The 20,313-nt window shown below is 42.7% G+C and carries 17 protein-coding genes and 2 riboswitches; of the genes, 11 read left to right on the forward strand and 6 right to left on the reverse strand.

Annotation, left to right across the window (positions count from 1 at the left end; genetic code table 11):
• Positions 1 to 135: 135 nt before the first annotated feature.
• Both RSX31_RS21280 and RSX31_RS21285 read left to right on the forward strand, forming a co-directional pair.
• Positions 136 to 2,334: an FUSC family protein gene (locus RSX31_RS21280; protein WP_148996504.1), complete on the forward strand. Its 2,199-nt coding sequence runs from the start codon at positions 136 to 138 to the stop codon at positions 2,332 to 2,334.
• Positions 2,335 to 2,472: 138 nt separating this feature from the next.
• Positions 2,473 to 3,204: a YqcI/YcgG family protein gene (locus RSX31_RS21285; protein ID WP_315635971.1), complete on the forward strand. Its 732-nt coding sequence runs from the start codon at positions 2,473 to 2,475 to the stop codon at positions 3,202 to 3,204.
• A gap of 37 nt (positions 3,205 to 3,241) precedes the next feature.
• Here the strand turns inward: RSX31_RS21285 and liaG are convergent, their stop codons facing one another.
• Entirely contained in the window at positions 3,242 to 4,105 is an 864-nt protein-coding gene (gene liaG / locus RSX31_RS21290) for a LiaG family protein (protein ID WP_148996506.1), read from the reverse strand.
• 167 nt (positions 4,106 to 4,272) lie between these two features.
• Positions 4,273 to 5,031 carry a CAP domain-containing protein gene (locus RSX31_RS21295; protein ID WP_315635972.1) on the reverse strand — a complete coding sequence of 253 codons (759 nt, stop codon included), beginning with the start codon at positions 5,029 to 5,031 and terminating at the stop codon, positions 4,273 to 4,275.
• A gap of 180 nt (positions 5,032 to 5,211) precedes the next feature.
• On the opposite strand from RSX31_RS21295, the gene RSX31_RS21300 reads away from it, so the two are divergent.
• From RSX31_RS21300 to RSX31_RS21330, 7 genes are all read left to right on the forward strand, one after another.
• The gene (locus RSX31_RS21300) at positions 5,212 to 6,267 is read left to right on the forward strand and encodes a DmpA family aminopeptidase (RefSeq protein ID WP_315635973.1); all 1,056 of its coding nucleotides are present in this window, start codon (positions 5,212 to 5,214) and stop codon (positions 6,265 to 6,267) included.
• Positions 6,268 to 6,370: 103 nt separating this feature from the next.
• Positions 6,371 to 6,955: a DNA-3-methyladenine glycosylase gene (locus tag RSX31_RS21305; protein WP_315635974.1), complete on the forward strand. Its 585-nt coding sequence runs from the start codon at positions 6,371 to 6,373 to the stop codon at positions 6,953 to 6,955.
• Between the two features lie 99 nt (positions 6,956 to 7,054).
• Positions 7,055 to 7,135: riboswitch (cyclic di-GMP riboswitch) on the forward strand.
• 58 nt (positions 7,136 to 7,193) lie between these two features.
• Positions 7,194 to 7,904 (forward strand): EAL domain-containing protein, encoded by a 711-nt coding sequence (locus RSX31_RS21310; RefSeq protein ID WP_148996509.1) that lies wholly within the window; start codon positions 7,194 to 7,196, stop codon positions 7,902 to 7,904.
• Positions 7,905 to 8,043: 139 nt separating this feature from the next.
• Positions 8,044 to 10,023 carry an ABC transporter permease subunit gene (locus RSX31_RS21315; RefSeq protein WP_148996510.1) on the forward strand — a complete coding sequence of 660 codons (1,980 nt, stop codon included), beginning with the start codon at positions 8,044 to 8,046 and terminating at the stop codon, positions 10,021 to 10,023.
• Between the two features lie 14 nt (positions 10,024 to 10,037).
• On the forward strand, positions 10,038 to 10,511 hold the full coding sequence (locus RSX31_RS21320) for a helix-hairpin-helix domain-containing protein (RefSeq protein WP_148971390.1): 474 nt from the start codon (positions 10,038 to 10,040) through the stop codon (positions 10,509 to 10,511).
• Positions 10,512 to 10,634: 123 nt separating this feature from the next.
• The gene (locus tag RSX31_RS21325) at positions 10,635 to 11,420 is read left to right on the forward strand and encodes a divergent polysaccharide deacetylase family protein (protein WP_282139227.1); all 786 of its coding nucleotides are present in this window, start codon (positions 10,635 to 10,637) and stop codon (positions 11,418 to 11,420) included.
• A 104-nt stretch (positions 11,421 to 11,524) separates the two neighbouring features.
• Complete coding sequence (locus tag RSX31_RS21330) at positions 11,525 to 12,280, forward strand: (S)-benzoin forming benzil reductase (RefSeq protein ID WP_148971392.1); 756 nt, start codon at positions 11,525 to 11,527, stop codon at positions 12,278 to 12,280.
• Positions 12,281 to 12,873: 593 nt separating this feature from the next.
• On the opposite strand, the gene RSX31_RS21335 is transcribed toward RSX31_RS21330, so the two are convergent.
• Positions 12,874 to 14,190: a Na+/H+ antiporter NhaC family protein gene (locus RSX31_RS21335; RefSeq protein ID WP_148996512.1), complete on the reverse strand. Its 1,317-nt coding sequence runs from the start codon at positions 14,188 to 14,190 to the stop codon at positions 12,874 to 12,876.
• A gap of 86 nt (positions 14,191 to 14,276) precedes the next feature.
• Positions 14,277 to 14,381: riboswitch (SAM riboswitch) on the reverse strand.
• A gap of 432 nt (positions 14,382 to 14,813) precedes the next feature.
• Here RSX31_RS21335 and RSX31_RS21340 point away from each other — a divergent pair.
• Entirely contained in the window at positions 14,814 to 15,986 is a 1,173-nt protein-coding gene (locus tag RSX31_RS21340) for an MFS transporter (RefSeq protein WP_187443453.1), read from the forward strand.
• Positions 15,987 to 16,277: 291 nt separating this feature from the next.
• Positions 16,278 to 16,550 carry a DUF2187 family protein gene (locus tag RSX31_RS21345; protein ID WP_148971261.1) on the forward strand — a complete coding sequence of 91 codons (273 nt, stop codon included), beginning with the start codon at positions 16,278 to 16,280 and terminating at the stop codon, positions 16,548 to 16,550.
• 120 nt (positions 16,551 to 16,670) lie between these two features.
• On the opposite strand, the gene RSX31_RS21350 is transcribed toward RSX31_RS21345, so the two are convergent.
• From RSX31_RS21350 to RSX31_RS21360, 3 genes are all read right to left on the reverse strand, one after another.
• The gene (locus RSX31_RS21350; RefSeq protein ID WP_187443733.1) at positions 16,671 to 16,928 is read right to left on the reverse strand and encodes a YpbS family protein; all 258 of its coding nucleotides are present in this window, start codon (positions 16,926 to 16,928) and stop codon (positions 16,671 to 16,673) included.
• An 86-nt stretch (positions 16,929 to 17,014) separates the two neighbouring features.
• Positions 17,015 to 18,463 (reverse strand): cardiolipin synthase, encoded by a 1,449-nt coding sequence (cls, locus tag RSX31_RS21355; protein ID WP_315635975.1) that lies wholly within the window; start codon positions 18,461 to 18,463, stop codon positions 17,015 to 17,017.
• A gap of 117 nt (positions 18,464 to 18,580) precedes the next feature.
• A complete protein-coding gene (locus RSX31_RS21360; protein ID WP_148996514.1) occupies positions 18,581 to 20,014 on the reverse strand; it encodes an alanine/glycine:cation symporter family protein in 1,434 nt (477 codons plus the stop codon).
• Positions 20,015 to 20,313: the final 299 nt, after the last annotated feature.

Below are 20,313 nucleotides of genomic sequence, written 5' to 3' on the forward strand. Positions count from 1 at the left end.
ATAGATTCATGTTCTCTTCGTGCACCAGCGAATATAGAGTAACCTGCTGCTTCCGCAGTCCAGGTTACTTTTTTATTGGAACGGGTACGATAATAGAGAATGAAAAACGGTGTGAAAGTAAGGGTATGATGATAAATGAAACAGTTACATAGACAGCATGTATGGCTCGGGAGGTTCCTCGCATCAGATCCTGGCCGGAAGAGATTTCAGCAGGCAGGTAAGGCAACGATCAGTTTAATATCGGCTGTATTTACGATGCTATTTTTATTAAAACTATTTAATCACTCAGCGATTACACCGGCCATTGTGTCAGGGATGGTGGGGATGCTCGGGATCTTCGTTGTCATGGATGACACAACGGCTAAAAAGAAGGTCACGACCCCGTTGATCGGTGTGGCGGTAGCGGTTGGAATCACATTGGGATCTGCCTTTGCCCATTATAGTCTTGTGGTGAATATCTTACTGGTAGGAGCGATATTCAGCGCTTTTTACTTCTCCCGATTTGCCATCCGCTACTTTTCCATGGGAATGGCAGGATTTATGTCGATTTATATATCGTCGATTCTGCAGCTTGATGTGGCTCACCTTTCATGGTTCTATATCGGGATTGTAATTGGTGTTGTGTACGCTTTTCTTTATAACTTCATTATCTTTAAAGGTTCGGTTCATGTGTTAAGAAGGAGTATGCGTTCATTTCATATTCAATCCAACTTGACGTTTACGATATTAATGAAGATGATCGAGGATCCGGACACGAGTAGTAAGAGGAGAAAGCTTCTCGATCGAAATGTTCGAAGGCTGAATGAGTATGCAAGGATCGTAGCCGGTGATATCAATGAAAATGATTTGAAGAAGCTTTGGCCAGGCATCGAGCCTTCCCAGTTACGTCTCTATGTTTTTGATACAGAGATGTTGATACAGACGTTAACCGATTCTTTGAAGCGGCTCAAGGAGTTGGATGCCTTAGAGGTTACGGAACTTAGACGCTTGTTGGTCTGGGTTCTCCGTTCGCTCCGTGATGCAGAGGTGCTGGCCCAGGATTATGATCCCCGTTCCCTTGAAGAAGCGGAAAAGGCGATCCAGGCGCTTCGTCTACTTTTGTCAGAGGTGTTGAATCAAGAAGAAAAGCCTAAAGGATGGGTGTACCTTCTAAGGCGTATCGAGTCCATTGCCAATCATGTACTGGAAGCAGCCATCACCATCCAAGAATCACTGAAGATTTCAGAAAGCAAGGTAACGAACATAGAGAATAACGACGAGTCTGAAGTTGAGGAAAAAGAAGAAAAGCCTGAAGAAAAGACCAAGAGTTTAAAACCTTCTACGCGTAAGGCGATTCAAGCGCTTGTAGCCGGTACGCTAGCGATTATTGTAGGTGAGCTGATTGCTCCTGCACAACCTTACTGGGTACTGTTGACCACTTTCATTATTCAAATTGGTACAGAGTCAGTAGGAAGAACCTATATGAAGGCCTTTCAGCGATCGGTCGGAACGGTGATCGGGGCCATACTTGGATTCGGAGCGGCAAAGCTCGTTTCAGGAAATTCCGAGCTTGAAGTTTTCCTCTTGTTTGTGGTTCTGTTTCTGGCCTTCTATCTTTTCACGGTTTCCTATACTCTCATGAGCTTGTTCATTACGATGCTCATCGCGTTTATGTATGACCTGCTCCTGGGTGGAATCAGTATGCAGCTGATGGGGGCACGGGTCATTGATACAGTTGCTGGAGCTGTGATTGCCCTCACTGTCTCGGCATTTGTATTTCCAAAGAAAACGAAGGACAAGGTGGCAGATGCCTTAGATGATTTTCTTGAAGAGCTTGGAGGATATGTTTCTTCCTATATGAAAACCTTCACGAATATTGAAGACAAACCATTAACAGATCAAGCTTTCGATTTGGATCAGTTGCTTCAGGGAATTAAGGATGAGGCGCAATCACTTTTACAAAGACCTGGTGCCGTGACAAGGTCAGGAATCGGTCGTTGGATCACAGTGGTGACAGCCATAAACTATTATGCGAAGCATCTGCTTGCTTCATCTAATAGAAAAGTACCTGCAAAGGTTTCGAAAGACCTATCGAGTGTTCTTCAACAGACAGAAGAGAAAATCACTCATAATATCGAAACGCTTCGACAACTATTAAAAGAAAAAGAGAGCAGCCGTGTGTTGTGGAGCTTAGGTCAGGAGAGGGAAAAGATCGAAACCCTGGCACCGAGCTGGAAGAAATCACAGGTGGATCTGATTCATCACCTATACTATGTGTGGAGGATCAATCAATCGATTGTAGCACTTGGTGAGGAACTGGGTGCAGAGGTGAAGGAAACTCAAACAAAAGGGTAAAGCGAATTTCGCTTTACCCTTTTACTTATTTATTGCGCTAATTATGTTGCAGATAGTCGTTAACTTCTTGTCAGAAATTGTTTTAACCCGTCTTTCTTCGGGAAAAGCATACCATCTGAATATCGTGAGGTGGAGGAAATGGCAGCCGAAAGCTTATTGCTAACAAAAGAAGATATGAAAAACCCTGAACTTGTCCCTCAATGGGTGATCGAAGAATATAAGAATTTTCATGAAGTTGTTACAGATCGAACGTTCCCTTGTTACTTCGGTATGACCGGAGAGAAAAAAGGGGAGCTTCGCTATTCGTATATAAGTCACGATAATTGGGAGCATCTTCCCGAGACGATTAAAGAGTTTATCGACTTGTTCGATGTACCAGAAGGTGAGCGGCTGATTCGTCACGGATTCTTTTTGTTTGTTGAACCGGAGGATGAGGAAAGGTCCGTCCCTCATTACCGGGAGTATTTCTGGAAGATTCTGCAGTTTCTTCATGATGAGGATGAGGAGTCTTGGCCAGAGGATTATCCGGAGGATCCGGATCATCATTTGTGGGCGTTTTCGTTTGCCGGGGAGCCGTTTTTCGTGTTTGGGAATGCTCCTGCTTATAAGCAGCGAAAGACGAGAGACCTTGGGAATAGCTTGGTATTAGGCTTTCAGCCGAGAAGGATCTTTGAAGGGTTGGAAGGAACGTCGAAGGGTGGCATTATGTCCCGTGAGAAAGTAAGGGAGCGGGTCGAGAAGTGGGACGGCTTACCGAAGCACCCGAATATCAGCCATTATGGGGATCCTGAACACCGTGAATGGAAGCAATACTTCATTGGAGACGACGTGGAACCGATCGAGGGCAAATGCCCCTTTCACCATAAATAAGAGAAAGAGTGTCAGGCCAGGCCTGACACTCTTTTCCTTAATAAATATCCACATTCCCACTGGATACGGAAACATTGATGTTGTATTTACCAGACCCGGCCACACCTGAAATATCGCCATCTTCTATCTTCTGATTCTTTAATGGCAGGTTGCAGGAGATGTCTCCGCTGCTTGCTTTTCCGTTCAGCTTAAAGCTCGCGTCTTCCGGCAGGTCCAGGTTGACACCTCCAGAGCTTACATCAAAATTCAGGTCTCCTTTTAGTGTTTCCATGGAGACAGTTAATTCACCAGATGATAAGTCACTTTCCAAAGGACCTTCGTAATTCGACAATTCCACATCCCCGGAGCTGATGTCTACATTACCTTCTTTTGTTGAGAGAGCATTCACGACCAAGTCTCCGGAAGAACCGTCATGTTCAAATATATTCGTCTCAAGGTTTTCAAGAGTCATGTTTCCGGAACCCATTTCTACAGTTAACTCATCCAGCTTCATTCGATTCGTTTCGGATTCTCCTGCAAACTGCAGGTTACCTGAGCCAATCTTGATTTCCATGCTTCGATCATATTCTTTTGGAATGTACACGGTTACGTTTGATTTGCGGTTGAATCCTATCCATTCATACCATTTATGCTTTACTGCCACTTCAATGGTGTCGCCTTTTTTAGCTAAAGTCAGCGCTCCTTTTCCTTCAATGTCGACCTTTACTTCATTCTGATCCACAGGGATGACTTCTGTGTCGCTGCCTTCCATTTTAAGATCGATGTGATCGATTCTGTCCGTTACCCCGATGCGTTCCCCTGACTTACTTTCTTTAGCAAATAACGATGTATTGTCATTCAGGATGACGTATAGGGTTCCAAGTGCAAGCAGTGCAATGATCACGGCAAAAGCATTTTTCATTAATATCCCTCACTTTGACTTGTTTTTCCATTTTATAGTTTTATTTTAATGCAGCTGCCGGTTCATCACAATGAGCCATAGGATTATTTTTGAATCAGACCAGAGGCCGAGTTCGGTGCAGGCTATGTAATAGAAAAACCGGTCATAGAGGTGACCGGTCTGAACCTTTATTTTGCGATGAACATCTGCGTCCAATAGATTCCCTGGCTTGGATCCTTCGCTGTTCCCACGCCAATATGAGTGACTTGTTTGTTTAAAATATTTTTTCGGTGTCCTGGACTGTTCATCCAAGCGTTGACGACAGATTCAGGTGTTTTTTGTCCAACGGCAATGTTCTCCGCTGCCGTGGAGTAATCCACCCCAAAGTTCTCCATCATTTCAAAAGGAGATCCGTACGTTGGAGACGTATGAGAGAAATAGTCATTTTCCTTCATGTCCTCTGATTTCATCTCTGCCACATTCGCTAACTCTCCATCCATCTTCAAGGCACCAAGTCCATTCTTCTTACGTTCCTGGTTGGTTAAATCAACTACCTGCTTCACAAATCCACTAGCATCGGATGCCTGTGAATCCTGTTTGGGCTGACCATCTGCAGGTGGTTCCGGTTGTGCCGCATTCGGTTCTTGTGCAGGCTGATTCGGCTGACGGGCTTCTTCATTACCTGGCGCATTTTCCCCTGGGTCTAGGTGGGTAAATTCACGTAAGTCCCCATTTGGGTCTATCGGAGCCATGAAACGGTGAAGGGGAGTTTGGTTACCTTGCATTCCATCCATCTCATCTCTACCACCGTTATCATAAGTGACAGGATCGTAATTCACGTTTTGTGTATCCATCAGGTTATCGTTTGCATCGTTATTGTTACAGGCAGTCATCAGCATAAACGGGATGACGGCGCAGACTGTTATCGAAAGAAAGCGTTTTTTCATGTATGATCCTCCAATATTGTTGATTACCTTTTATATCAGGCATTAACAGTCTTTAATATGTACTCCTGCCGTCATTATTATCCTGTTAAAAATAGGGTTTGCTTCTGTGTTTCAAAAGGGGTTTTGAGCTCCTGACCCGAATAGTTACTAATAAGAAAGAAGGGAAGGGGGTTTTCATTAATGGAACGGAAACGATTACGGGAATTGGGAGGAAGTATCGGCTCCTATACATGTGGGAAATATAACAGCATTACCGATATTGAGGGAGTGAAGGTCGGACATAAAACCCTTCACTATGAGCATGACAATACCGTGATACGAACGGGTGTAACGGCGATTTTACCTCATGGGGGCAATCTGTTCCGTGAGAAAGTATGCGCGGGCCGCCATGTGATCAATGGCTTTGGAAAAACAGTCGGGACGATTCAAATGGAGGAGCTTGGTGTACTTGAAAGTCCCATTCTCTTGACGAATACTCTTTCCGTTGGGGATGTGTTAAAAGGGACGGTTCAATATATGCTGGACGAAACACCTGAAATCGGAGACACAACGGGGACAGTAAATGTCGTTGTGGGAGAATGCAATGATGGGTTTCTGAATGATATCCGCGGTCTTCATGTAAAGCCTGAAGATGCCCGGGAAGCCATTGTTCATGCACAATCGGGACCTGTCGATGAAGGGTGCGTCGGAGCGGGAACGGGAATGCTTTGTTTAGGGTATAAAGGTGGTATTGGGACGAGTTCCAGGGAGTATCCCTTTGGAGATGAGAAGTATACGGTGGGAGCCCTCGTATTAACTAATTTCGGTCAGAGGAAAGATCTAAGGCTTCCCAATCTTAACTCCGGGGAGGATCAACATACACCGGATGGGTCAATCATGATCATCCTGGCGACGGATGCACCTCTAAATGAAAGGCAGCTTAAACGACTGGCAAAACGTGCTACATTCGGCCTTTCTAGAACGGGCTCGTATGCAGCCCATGGGAGTGGTGATGTTGTTCTTGCATTTTCTACTGCACACCGCATTCCACATCAGCCTTCCAATGATAACACGATTCCGTACTCGTTCATTAAAGAAGACGGACAGATTATCTCTACACTATTTGAAATGACAGTCGATAGCGTAGAAGAAGCCATATGGAACTCTCTCTGTAAAGCGGAAACCACAACGGGCAGGAATGGACGGGAAATGGAAGCGATACCTTTAGAGTTGCTAAGGGCTGGACTGTTGAAATAAGACAAAATCTTTAGACGTTACCTATTTTCTGTTATTTAACGATTAAATTAATAGGGTATACCATATATATGTACGAACTATTTGGTTGAAGGAAGTGACAGTCATGAATTATATCCCTATGCCTCTTTCGTTTTTCCAACAGCCCACTTTGGAACTTGCAAAGTCTTTGTTGGGATGTGTGTTAGTAAAAGAGACGGAGGAGGGAAAAGCTTCAGGTTATATTGTGGAAACGGAAGCGTATCTAGGGCCAGCGGATCGAGCGGCTCACAGCTATGGAAATAGACGGACGAAGCGGACGGAAGTCATGTTTCATGAGGCTGGCAGGATCTATACATATGTTATGCATACTCACTGTCTGGTCAATGTAGTGAGCGGGGAAAAAGAAAAACCCGAAGCGATTCTCATTAGAGCGGTCGAACCCCTTGAGGGCTTGGAGCTAATGGAAAGAAGACGATCGGGTCATGTGAAAAAAAATTGGACAAATGGGCCGGGAAAGCTGACAAAAGCGTTAGGTATAACCATGGAAGATTACGGGGGCAACTTCCTGGAACCCCCTCTCATCATCTCAAAGGGATACCGGCCTGAAGAGATTATGAAAGGAAAACGAATCGGGATCGATAACACGGGAGAAGCCAGGGATTATCCGTGGAGGTTCTGGGTAAAGGACAATCCTTATGTATCAAGATGATTATTTTTGAGAATTTTCTAATAATCAATTAAAAAATAACCCATAAGTACTATGTTTGTGGTATATTTTTCTTGTGAGATGAAAATCATATACTGACAATTCTAATGGGAGCTTTGAACCTAAATGATAGATGGGCGCTTACATTTAGGGGAGCTAGTAGCGCAACCGGCCACATACGAACGTAGGAATACGTTTTTGTGTGGTTTTTTTTATAAACTATAGAGAGTATAGGGGTCCTATGAATATCTTTACTATTTTTCAAAACGATTATATTTATCATGATTTTCAGCCCTTATATGAAATGGGCGAGCATCAAACCCTCTATGCATATGAGGGCCTGTTACGAAACAAGTATAACGAAAATCCCGAAAGTGTTTTTCAGTCTGCCATGAAAGCGAATATCTTATATAAGCTTGATACCTTATCCATTTCAAAAGCTCTTGAAAGCTTTTCGGAGAATGGACTGAAGAACTGTAAGTTATTTCTTAATATTTATATCACGACGATTCTTCACCCGAGCTTTCATACCTATTTTTATGACTTGATGAAGAAGCATCCTGATATATTGGGGCGTCTTGTGCTGGAGATTAATGAGTCGAGTGCGGAGGAACTCTGGCAGAATCCATTATTAAAAGAGTCACTTAAAGAACTTAAGGAATTCGGAGTTTGGTATGCGATTGATGACTTTGGTCAAGGGACATCCTCTATCAAGAAATCCATTGAATATGAACCGGAAGTCATTAAACTGGATCGCTATTTTGCTTTGAATCTGGCACAAGATGAGAAGAAACAACGATTCCTTTCCTTTTTCAATCAATTCTACGGTAAGGATACGTTAATTGTGTTAGAAGGCATTGAAACCAAACAGGATATGCAAGTGGCAAAGGACATTGGGATTACAATAGGACAAGGCTTTTACTTGGGAAGGCCGAGTCGACTATTAGCGTAAATGAGAATGGTGACTCTGGAGTGTATGAGTCACCTTTTTTCGTGGACATCTGCTATGGTATTGTCCGAATTAAAATAAAATTGAAAATATTTAACATTTCCATTAAACTGAGGAAAAAGAGAAAAAAGGGGATCAAGGTATGAGGCTTCTCACATTTCCGCTGAAATTTATGTTTTATTATATTCTCGGATTGATTGGTATTTTAGCTGTGAGTATTGCTCCTGAAGTATTTAAAGAGAGGGGCCTGTACAATTTTGTCGGGTTCTTGGAAGAGTTTTTTAAGTTCGTGTTTGTATTTTTGGACGGTGAAAATTGGAGCTATTCCTATAAAGGGATAACCGTCGATTTTCTGGACATGCTTTGGGGACCTTATCTGTATTCTTTACAGATTATCGGTGGAGCATTGGGCTTAGGCCTGGGAATAGCGTTTATCCTTACCATCTTCACAGTGTTTATGCCCCGATGGGTTACGTCTTCACTAAAGAAAGTATTAAACCTCTTTGAGACGGTGCCTGACTTAATGTTTGCGTTTATGCTCCAGCTGCTCATTGTCTATGTTATTAAATATTTTGGCGTGGAACTGATGAATTTCACGGAGTATGGGGAAGAAAAGATCTTTCTTGCTCCTATCATCACACTATCCATTATACCCATGATCTCTTTCTTTCGTATTCTCCTTTTTATTACGGAAGAAGAAATGCTAAAGCCACATGTAGAGTTTGCCCAAAGCAAAGGAATGTCGAAAGGCAGGATCCTTTTTGCTCACATATTGAAAAATATTTCTCCCAGCTTGTTTTATCATGGAAAGCTGATCATATGGGGGATGCTATCTAGTTTATTCATCATCGAGACGATTTTCAATATGAGGGGAATAACGTATTACATCGTACAAGACTTCAGACCTATGGTCATAGCCATCTCCCTGATTATGATTTACACACCTTTTTTCGTTGTGTATCAAGGCGTGTATCTATGGATTAATCGGGAGGGAAGCGTCGATCATACCAAATATAAAAGGGATAAAACGAAGTGGAATGAATGGAAGATCTGGGGCTGGCTTTCTACTATTAGACGGCTTTGGTGGCAGCATATGAATAATGGGAAGTTTGCTATCGGGTTTAGTGTCATCTTTCTCTTGATTGCTCTCAGTTTCCTTTATCCAATGATGAAAGAAGATCCGATTAAACAAATTCAGTTTATGAAAAACGATGAAGGACGTATCATCAGTGCCCCTCCACATAAGCCTTTTGGAGAGATGATCTTAGGCTCCGATTTCTTCGGGTATAGCATCCTCGACCAACTGATTGTCGGGGCAAAGTATACCCTCCTCTTTGCACTGGTTGTCGCATCTCTAAGGGTGATAGGTGGATTCTATCTTGGAATAGCCTATCATTTTCATCTGAAAGAAAATAGGAAGAATTGGATTGATCGGATGGTGGATTCCATTCATTTCTTACCTTTAAGTCTTATTGCATATCTTCTATTAAGACCTGTTCTTTGGGGATTGCCCGTTTTAGGATGGGATCACTCCATCTTTGAAAGACTTGTTTTTGAAGCTGTCGTCTTGACGATTCTTGTGCTGCCGTTAACGACGGTTTTAATAGGGAATGAACTGAAGTTACTAGGTAAACAGGATTTTGTTCTGTCGGCGAAGCTCTTAGGGGGAAGTAATCGTCATTTGCTGTGGACGCACCTTTTCCCACATCTGGCACCACGACTATTCATTATATGGGGGCAGCAATTTATTCAAACGCTTCTCATCCTTGTGCATCTGGGGTTATTTCATCTGTTCTTGGGCGGAACGATCATTACAGGAGGACTGGTACCCGATCCTCCAAAATCGGGGACATTTGAATGGTCAGGTCTGATCAGTTCCACTAAAGATTCCCTTATGACCGGAAAGTACTGGATTGTTATCGCTCCGTTAGCAGCCTTTATGATTGCCATCATCGCCATGCAGTTGATTGTGCAAGGTGTGAAGGAAATCCAGCAAACAAAGGTAGGCGTACTGATAAACAACACTCCAATTAAGAATAAACATAAGCTGGTCAAGAAGAAAACCTACCGTCCAGTGACGGAAGACTTTCATTTGGTTCGACAACAATCCTTTAAGGGATAAGGGGGAGATAGAGAGTGAGTAGAAAGAGTCCTAAATTGCCACTAACCGACGAGGAAAGGTCGGCACTTCGTAAAGAGAAGATCAGACTGGGAGACATCTTCGAACTGTATCCCGATGTATTAAGTGAAAGACTAAACATCTCTATGGCTAGAGCCCGGTACTTAGTCGGCATGTCCATTTTTCAACGAATTCCGTCAATTGGACCGAATATGGCGCATAATGTAGTTGAAGACCTTGGTTTTCATTCTTACGAAGACATAAAGGATGAAAAAGGGGAAGACCTCATTATAGACTTGGAAAAGAAGTACGGCGTCTGGATGGACCCATGCGTGGAAGACTCCCTCAGGTGCGTCGTCCACCACGCAAACAACCCGGCATCCAAGAAAAACTGGTGGGACTTCACCACCCAAAGAAAAAACTACCGTCAAACCCACGGCTACCCCAGTGACCGCCCAACGAAAGCCTGGGATGAGGGACGGACCTCATAAACTAAAAAGGCAGGAAGATAGAATCAGCTTCCTGCCTTTATTTATATACGTTCTCTTCAGGGACAAACCTCTTTCGTATATCCTCCTCAAAATGGACATGATAAAGAAAAGGAGTGATCAGAGATGAGAATCGTGTTCATCTGTTTACTAATGACTTTCTCTTTTCATGATTCCATTTCAGCCCGAAACATCCTGCCCCTTCCAGCCCATCATAATGAACTCGCAATCGTCATTGATGATTTAGGAAACGAGATGAAGGGAACAGAGGAAATCCTGAAATTACCCGTCACCTTGACGATTGCAGTTATGCCCTTTCTGCCAACTACAAGACAAGATGCGGAGAAGGCACATGGGCTGGGCCATGAGGTCATCGTCCATCTACCCATGGAACCGATGTCCGGGAAAGCAAGTTGGCTTGGGCCAGGGGCAATCACCACTTCGCTTTCAAATGACGAAATCCGGAAAAGAGTAGAAAAGGCGATCGAAGAGGTTCCCTATGCAGTAGGCGTCAATCACCATATGGGTTCAAAAGCAACAGCCGATGAACGGGTCATGAGGGTCGTTCTAGAGGTATGCAAGGAAAAGGGATTGTTTTATTTGGATAGTAAAACAACAGGAAAGAGCGTCATTCCCAAGCTTGCGAAAGAATTGGGTGTTCCCTATCTTGAAAATGAATTATTCTTTGATGATGTCTATACCATCCAGCATATCGGAAAGCAAGCCAAGCTTCTTTCTAAAGAATTAGACAGTGACACTTCCACCATTGCCATAGGTCATGTCGGGGTCACAGGAATCAAGGTCGCAACCATGCTTGAAGAGTTTCTTCCTCTTTATGAGAAAAAAGCATCCATTGTACCACTGTCAGATTTAATACCTGAATATCATTTGATTGATGAGAGCATGCCTTGATGGTGTGCTCTTTCTTTGTAAATCTTCTGTTAAACCAAAGCTTATTTTTTTGATATAAGAAGACCCTCCCTTATAATCAGAAGGTAAGAAGGAGATGATTCCATATGGATTATGCCATTGTGACGGGAGCAACAAGAGGATTAGGTGAATCGATCGCCAAGCTATTTATCGAAAAAGGCATAGGTTTGATCAATGTTTCCAGATCAAATAATGAAAGACTGCAAAAGCTTGCCGGGGAAAAAGAGGTTTCGTATGAATTCTTTCCATGCGATCTTGCACAATCAGGAGAAACAGAAGCGGTCTTCCGTGAAGTGGGGACAAAAGTATTCGGATATCAATCTGACAGAGTCTATATTGTCCATAATGCCGGTGTGGTGACACCAATCAATCGGTCTGGTGAAGTAGAAAACCAAGCTCTTGAAACGAGTGTGCATGTGAATTTACTTTCTCCCATGATCTCAACCAATGAGATGATAAAAGCAGCCCGGGGATCTGACTCGAAGATGATCATGATCAATATCAGCTCAGGAGCAGGAAGTCGTCCTGTTCACGGATGGAGTACGTACTGCGCAACCAAAGCAGGTGTGAACATGTTGACGGAAACCGTGAGCTTAGAGCTTTCTAAAAAGCATAGCCGGCATCAAGTGATTGCTTTCAGCCCAGGGGTCATGGATACGGACATGCAAGGAGAGATCCGTTCCTCTTCTAAAGAAGCCTTTGCCGATGTCGAATCCTTTCAGCGCTACAAAGAGGAAGGAATGCTTCGTGAAACAGATACGGTCGCAAATGCTCTGATTAAACTTGTAACAGAAAGCGAAATCGAAAGTGGTAAGCTGTATCATGTAAATGATTTGTTATAAAAAGAAAGCAGATTCCTGGCAACGGAATCTGCTTTTTTCTTATCAAAATAGTTTGTTGCTATTATAGAGGAGGAGAAAGTAATAGTTGATTTCCGCTACAGGATGCTCGCTTTCCGCGGGGCTGGCGGTGAGCCTCCTCGGCTTCGCCTCCGTGGTCTCACCTGTCCAGCTATTCCCGCAGGAGTCGAACATCCTGCAGCGAGAATCAACTTTCTAAGCATGTATCCTTAATGGAAAACAATAAAAATAAGTTTAGCAAACAGTCTCATTTAAGGTATTCTTTTAAGGAAGAAGAATTATTTTTTCTAGTTACATTGTTTTCTTGTACACCTTGAAGCTCTGTCATAAAAATTCTGATAAAGATGGTGAGGGGAACTGCGCAGACTCCTGCGGAAGTACGGTCGTGCCGAGACCCCGTTCCGTAAGCTGAGGAGGCTCGGCCGAACGCTAGCTGCAAGCGGAGCAGTTCCCATCACCATCTGGCACACGCTAATTGACAGAGCCTTGCAGAGCTTATGTTAAAAAGCAACAATTTTTGAGAAAAGAGCGTATCAAAAAAAGAGACAAACCCCAAAGGATTTGTCTCTCTAAAATTAAGATCGAACCGGGTTAGCTTCCGGTGCTGATTTACGTGTGAATTTCGGCAGTGCAAATCGAATGGCAATCAGACCGCAAACAGCAATCAGGACAGGGTAGAAGGCATATGGGAGGATGCTGACCGGTGAAATGCCTGCGACTTCAGCCACTAACAGTGCCTGTGCTCCGTATGGGATCAACCCTTGAATCGAACAAGAGAAAATATCCAGGATACTGGCTGATTTACGGGCATCCACTCCATAGTTTTCACTAATCGATTTGGCAAGTGGACCGGCAATAATGATCGAAATCGTGTTGTTTGCTGTGCAAAGGTTAGTGGAACTCACTAATCCTGCAGTAGCAAGCTGTGCTCCCTGAGGAGACTTGATTCTGCGTGTGGCATGATAAAGTAATGCCTGGATCCCGCCGTTATGACGAATGAGTTCGACAACTCCGCCAATCAGTATGGAAAGGATCACAATCTCTGCCATTCCTGTCATTCCATCGGCCACACTGCCGAAATAACTGGATGGAGTAAAGCTTCCATCTATGAATCCAATGATTCCAGCTAAAACAATTCCGCCTAATAAAACGACAAACACATTTAACCCTGCAAGAGCACCGATGATAACTCCAAGATAAGGCAGGATTTTAATCCAATTAAAGCTTTCCGCTCCGACAGTTGATTGATTCCCCATAGTAAGAACCAGGAGAATCACCATTGTCACGATTGCAGCAGGTAATACAATGAAGAAGTTCACTTTAAATTTATCTTTCATTTCCGTTTTCTGAGTACGAACAGCTGCAATGGTCGTATCTGAAATGAATGATAAGTTATCTCCGAACATCGCTCCTCCAATAACTGTCGCCATCGCAAGGGGCATAGAAATATCTGTACCTGAACTAATCCCGACACCGATTGGCGCAAGTGCTGCGATCGTTCCCATGGACGTACCCATTGATAATGATATGAAAGCAGCGATAATAAATAATCCAACGATGATCAAGTTACCAGGGAGCACGGATAGAGCGAAGTTTACGGTTGAATCAACGGCCCCCATCTTTTCAGCCACTCCGGAAAATGCTCCTGCTAACAGAAAGATAAAGACCATGATCATGATATCAGGGTGACCGGCTCCTTTAGCGAAACGCTCTATCTTAGCCGTTAAAGTCTCTTTTCGGTTCATCAACAAACCTACTACGGATGCAATGATAATCGATACTAATACAGGAAAGGCATAAAAGTCTCCGGAAATGATGCCTGCTCCAAGGAACAGTGAAACAAATATGATCAAAGGCAGTAACGCCAATAAATTTCCTCTTTCTTGATTCATTCCTAACACTCCTTTGGCGTCCAATTTACTAACATACAAAAAACCTCTTCCAAAATAAGAAGAGGTTTCAAAAGAACGAAACACTCCTCTTATCTTTCAAGCATTTCGCTTGCTGGATGTGGCACAGCACTCAATATGAGTCCGCTGCCGAGACATCGCAGGGCCAGTCCCTCCGTCTCTCTGGATAAGAAGAATATCGTATTTAGTTGATTTAAAATATACTTCCATACTTTAAAGGGTTTACTCGAAAAAGTCAAACGGGAATTTTTTCTGAAACAAAAGCGGAGGCGGCTCGTTCAGTCCCGACAAGCATAAGACAAGAACGTCGGAAAGGCGCCTTATGCCTTTTTGGCGTTCTTGGCTTATGACCTCGAGGGACTAGCCGCCGTAGCTGGATGAAACAAAAGCGGAGGCGGCTCATTCAGTCCCGACAAGCATAAGACAAGAACGTCGGAAAGGCGCCTTATGCCTTTTTGTCGTTATTGACTTATGACCTCGAGGGACTAGCCGCCGTAGCTCGACGAAAAGCATGACTTTATCCATAATAAGGTATAAACTCATAGACAATTGAACGTTCAAGGTCTACTATAAGGAAGACAAAAAACATCTTGGGGGATACGGTAGTGGAAAGAACAGTACGAAATCAAATTTTTACCTTACAAGGATTTTATTTATTAACGTTCTTCGGTGTTGGTAGTTTATATCCCTTACTCAGTGTGTATTTGAGCGAAAGTGTGGGATTAAATGGTTATCAGATTGGAACGATCATGTCTGTAGGTCCCATCATGATGATTTTCTTCCAGCCTATTTGGGGAATGGTGAGTGACACGACCAATCGTCCCACCGTGGTTCTTGGTTTAACCTCTTTAGTAGCGGGGATCTTTGCACTCGGTTACTTGTTTATGGACTTTTACTATGGCCTGCTTATCGTGGCCATTCTAGTGGCCATTTTCCAAAGTGCAATCATTCCCGTTTCTGATAGTATCAGCTTGAAGTATACAAGTAAAGTCAGGTATAACTACGGAAATATCCGCCTGTTCGGCTCTTTGGGCTTCGGTATTGCAGTCTTTATGATGGGAAGACTTTCAGAAGGATTTATCGGGCCAACCATCATTTTTTACTCTTTCTTTATCTGTTTAGTACTATCCGGATTCCTTTCCTTCCGGTTTCCGAAAGAGAGGGCGGCAGCCAAGCTTGATTTAAAGGCAGGGATGAAGGAATTATTCACGATGAAAAAGTTCCTTATCTTTTTAGCAGTCACATTCTTAGTGTTCGGTCCGAATTTAGCAAACAATGTGTATTTCGGATTATTTGTTGAAGATTCAGGTGGAACGTATGCGGGGATTGGTCTTGCGTTCCTGATTGCAGTGTTATCGGAAGTTCCCTTTATGAGGATCGCCGGTGGCTGGATTGATAAGTTTGGTTTGTTAACCGTCGCTGCTTTGGCAGGTGCTGCTTCCATGCTCCGCTGGCTCTTTTACTTTACAGAACCAAGTTTATGGCTTGTCTATTCATCGGCTGTCATGCAGGGTCTTGCCATTGGGTTATTCATTCCAGCCGGCTTGCGCTACATTAAAGAAATCACGCCTTCCCACATTACAGCAACGGCCGTTACGGTATATTCAGCAATCGGAAACGGACTGGGGAATTGGTTCAGTACCTTTGTTGGCGGCTTTATCTATGAAACGTACTCCATTTACACGGTGTACTTATTCTTCGCAGTTCTATCCCTGTTGGGGATTTTCCTTTGCTTCGTCCTCATGAAGGAAGAAAAGAAAAATGCACTCGCTTATTAATACATCAAGGCGCCTGAAGAGAACATTTCTCTTCAGGCGTTTTTTGTTAAAAAATATTAAAAGGGAGGATTTTCCTTTGGTGGTAGCCAATAGGTATAATAAGGGAAGAACGTAAGTAAACAAAAAAGTAATCTGAAAAGGTTTTGATAAACATGAATTGTGGTAGAAGAAGGATAAGTATTCATTGAAAATTATATAAATACCAGTTAGAATAATATTATTAGAAAATTCTTTCAATTTTATAAACTAGATTAGAAACATATTACATTTTATTAAAAAGGGGATATTAAAATGGAAAATACATTCGTGTACTCAAAAGACAATGCAAACCTTGGAGATACCGTTCAGTTTAAAAGGAAGAAACATGTAATCAATGGTGTAGTTACTACCCTTAGAGAAAATACGGTCATTGTCAAAATGGACAGGGATGTTGCGAAGAAGCTGGATTTACCGGACGATCAGACCGTCGTGTCACATAAAAACTATGCCGTCATAGAACGTGCAGAAATTGGTACACAACCTGTATTTGTATACGATGGGTGGAATAGCGCATTAAAAGCTTAAGTTCAAACATACAAAGTAAAAGACCCTGACACTCTTACACCATTAACATGGATTAGATGTGTCGGGGTCTTTTATGTAATGTCCGTTAACTGCAGACTAAGAGAAGCAACTCTGATTAAATTAGTTTAATTTAGCTGCATACTCCTTCACCATTTCAATTGTGACAAGCTTTCTCTGTGGAACGACACCTTGACGGGCAAGGATATTGATTTCGTTCGTCACATGATTAATGGCATCCGTTGTAAACGGTTGATCTTTCAAACAAAGCTGAACGGCTTCATCGATTGCTCTTTCTCTACGCTCATCCAATAGCATAAATTGTTGTACCAGTTGATTTTGTTTACTTGAATGCTTCGTGATGTCTTTGTGTACACTCATGATTTCATCCCTCTCTATCAATTACGCATTATATCATCTATTATGCCTTCTTCCAGGCGCTCATGGCAACGTCTTAAATATCCCTTCTATAAGATAGGGGACAGGAGCCTTGAAATTGATTCTTTTACTTTGATTTTCATAGGTCTTTTATTATACTCTTCCTTGGTTACTTCTCTACTCTTCTCAATATCTTTCCTGAATACAGCACTCAGATTTTCAGAGATGGTTTGATCATATAAAAAGGCATTTACCTCGAAGTTGAGGCGAAAGCTTCTTACATCAATATTTGCGGTTCCAACTGAGGAAATGGTTTCATCCACTACAATGGTTTTGGCATGAATAAAGCCGTTATCATATATATAAATTTTCACTCCTGCCTTCAGTAACTCACCAATGTAAGAATAGGTCGCCCAATACACAAATAAATGGTCAGGTTTGTTCGGAATCATAATCCGGACATCGACTCCTGTTAGAGAAGCAATTCTCAACGAATCCAGTAGGCTGACGTCCGGTATGAAATAAGGAGTTTGAATATAGATGGATCGTTTGGCAGACGAAATCATTTTAATATAACCGTTTTTAATTTGCTCCCATTCAGAGTCGGGGCCACATGTCACGATCTGTACTCCTGCATGCCCAGTAAAGGAAGGCTGTGGGAAATATCGTAAATCGTAAGCGATCTTCTTTGAGCGGCTGGCTTGATTCCAATCCAGAATAAACCGGGTTTGCATGGCAAGTGATGAGCTCCCTACAATCCGCAGGTGGGTATCACGCCAATAACCGAATTTAGGATTCAAGCCCAAGTACTCATCTCCAATATTAAATCCACCTACATAACCGACCTTCCCGTCAATAATCACCAGCTTTCGGTGATTTCGATAGTTGAGGCGGAGGTTGATAAAGGGAATTTTCGAAGGGAAAAACACGGCCACTTCCCCGCCGGCTGCAAGAAGTTCTTTAAAGAAGCTTCTTCTTGTCCGCCGGGAGCCCATTTCATCATACAGAACCCTGACCTTTACGCCTTGCTGTGCTTTCTCAGTAAGCTTCCCCAGGATCCGCTTGCCTAAGTGATCTTTCTTAAAGATATAGTATTGGATATGAATATGATCCTGTGCTGCATCCAAATCTTCCAATAAGGACTCGAATTTATCCTCCCCATGGGTGAACAATTGCACTTCGTTATCCTGGGTTAAAAGAGCTTCATTATTCATGAGGTGCATATAAATAAGGTCCTGATAGCGGGAGGACGTTTCATTTTTAAAAGGGAATCGGTGTTCTTTCAGGGAGAGTATCTGCTTTTGAATCAAATCTTCGATGCCGATTTTCTTCATATCTTCCCAGTCGAATAATCGCTTTCTGCTAAGGTTCTGACCGAAGATTAAATAAAGAATAAAGCCGAGAAGGGGAATGAAGAACAGAACCATAAGCCATGCCCAGGTCGCACCGGCATCTTTTCGCTCAAGGAAAATGATGACGCCGGCGAGGACCAGGTTAAGAACAAATAAAACCCCTAAAAGAGTAGATAGGATACTCATAGTATGTAAGGCTCCTTTAACTAGCTTTCTATAAGTAGTATACCTGAGAATGGAATAGAAAAAAATGACAAAGAAAAACAGAGCAGACTGTCAGCCTGCTCTGTTCGGTAGGATTCTTTATTCATTCACAGCTTTTTTACTCATCTCGCGCCCGCGTGTTGGCCAGCTTTCGACACCCTTTAAACCGGGAATATCATCTGCATAGAAGATCGGGTCCAACCCTTGTCGACGCTGACTCATATAGTTGTCCAATGCTTTAAAAGCAATTGGTGCTAAAATACCGATGGCAACTAAGTTGGTAAGAGCCATTAATGCCATAGAGAAGTCTGCTAAGCTCCAAACTATATCAAGACTTGCAACAGAACCGAAGATCACCATTCCTAAAGCAATGAAGCGATAAATCAGAAGTCCAGTCTTGCTATTATTAATGAATGGAAGATTGGCTTCTCCATAATAATAGCTTCCAATGATTGAGCTAAAGGCAAAAGTGAAAATGGCAATCGCTAAGAAAATACCGGCCCATGAGTTAAAGTGCTCAGACATGGCTGCTTGAGATAGTTCGATCCCCGTCAGCCCGGAACCGTACGCATCTGAAGTTAAGATGATAAACGCAGTTGCAGAACAAACGAGCAGCGTATCAAAGAATACACCAAGTGCCTGAATGAATCCTTGTTTGACCGGGTGAGAAACAGATGCTGTAGCGGCGGCATTCGGCGCACTACCCATACCGGCTTCATTGGAGAATAGTCCACGTTTTACACCGTTCATAATTGCGGCACCAATTCCGCCACCAACCACTTGTTCAAATCCAAAGGCACTTTTGAAAATCAGTGCAATGACTCCCGGCATTTCCGTAATATTCGTAATGACTACAAATAAAGCTAAAACAATATAAAAGACCGCCATGATCGGAACAATGATGGAAGAAAAGGTGGCTATGCGTTTAACGCCCCCGAAGATAATGAGTGCAGTCAAACCGGCTAACACAATTCCGATAACAAACGTATTTATTCCGAATGAATTACTGAAAGCTGTTGCGATGGTGTTACTTTGAACCGCATTGAAGGTTGTCCCAAAGGAAAGGATGATGGTGACAGCAAAGATCGAACTCATCCATGGCTTGCCCAGTTGTTTCTTCATATAGTAGCCGGGGCCGCCTTTAAATCCAACCTTATCCTTTTCTTTGTAAATTTGGGCCAGTGTACTTTCAACAAAGGCGCTGGCTCCTCCCAGAATGGCGACAAGCCACATCCAGAATACCGCTCCAGGTCCCCCAATTGCTAAGGCAATGGCTACTCCTGCTAAATTACCTGTACCAATTCGAGTACCTGCTCCAATAAAGAATGCTTGCAGGGATGATATTTGCTTTTCCCCTTCCGCCTCGACCACATCTTTATCACCTAATAATCGAAGCATTTCACCAAAGTGGCGAATCTGAACGAATTTAGATCCGATTGTGAAGTATAATCCTAAAATGAGGAGTACGCCTATTAAAATATACCCCCATAATATTGAATTTGCTTCCGTGACTAAATTGTTTAAAATATCCATGATAACCCCCTCAGAAATTTGTGTCGGTTACGTTTTATATTATCTGAAAATTTCAAATAAAAGTCAAGTTATTATCTGAATATTAAAATATTACCAATGGTTATTTAGAAGGACGAACTATTTTGTCATAGTAATAAAGGTTTCTTTTCAAGTTATGAGTCCAAAGTAATGGTTGGATAAATTATTCTGAAATAATATTTTTCTCTCTATCCGAATAATTATTTTTATTTAGGAACACTGACGGACGGCTGTTTAAGGTTCACAAAAAAACGGATCACTGATGGTCAGTGATCCGTTTT

Source organism: Rossellomorea yichunensis (assembly GCF_032337515.1).
Lineage (GTDB): Bacteria > Bacillota > Bacilli > Bacillales > Bacillaceae_B > Rossellomorea > Rossellomorea yichunensis.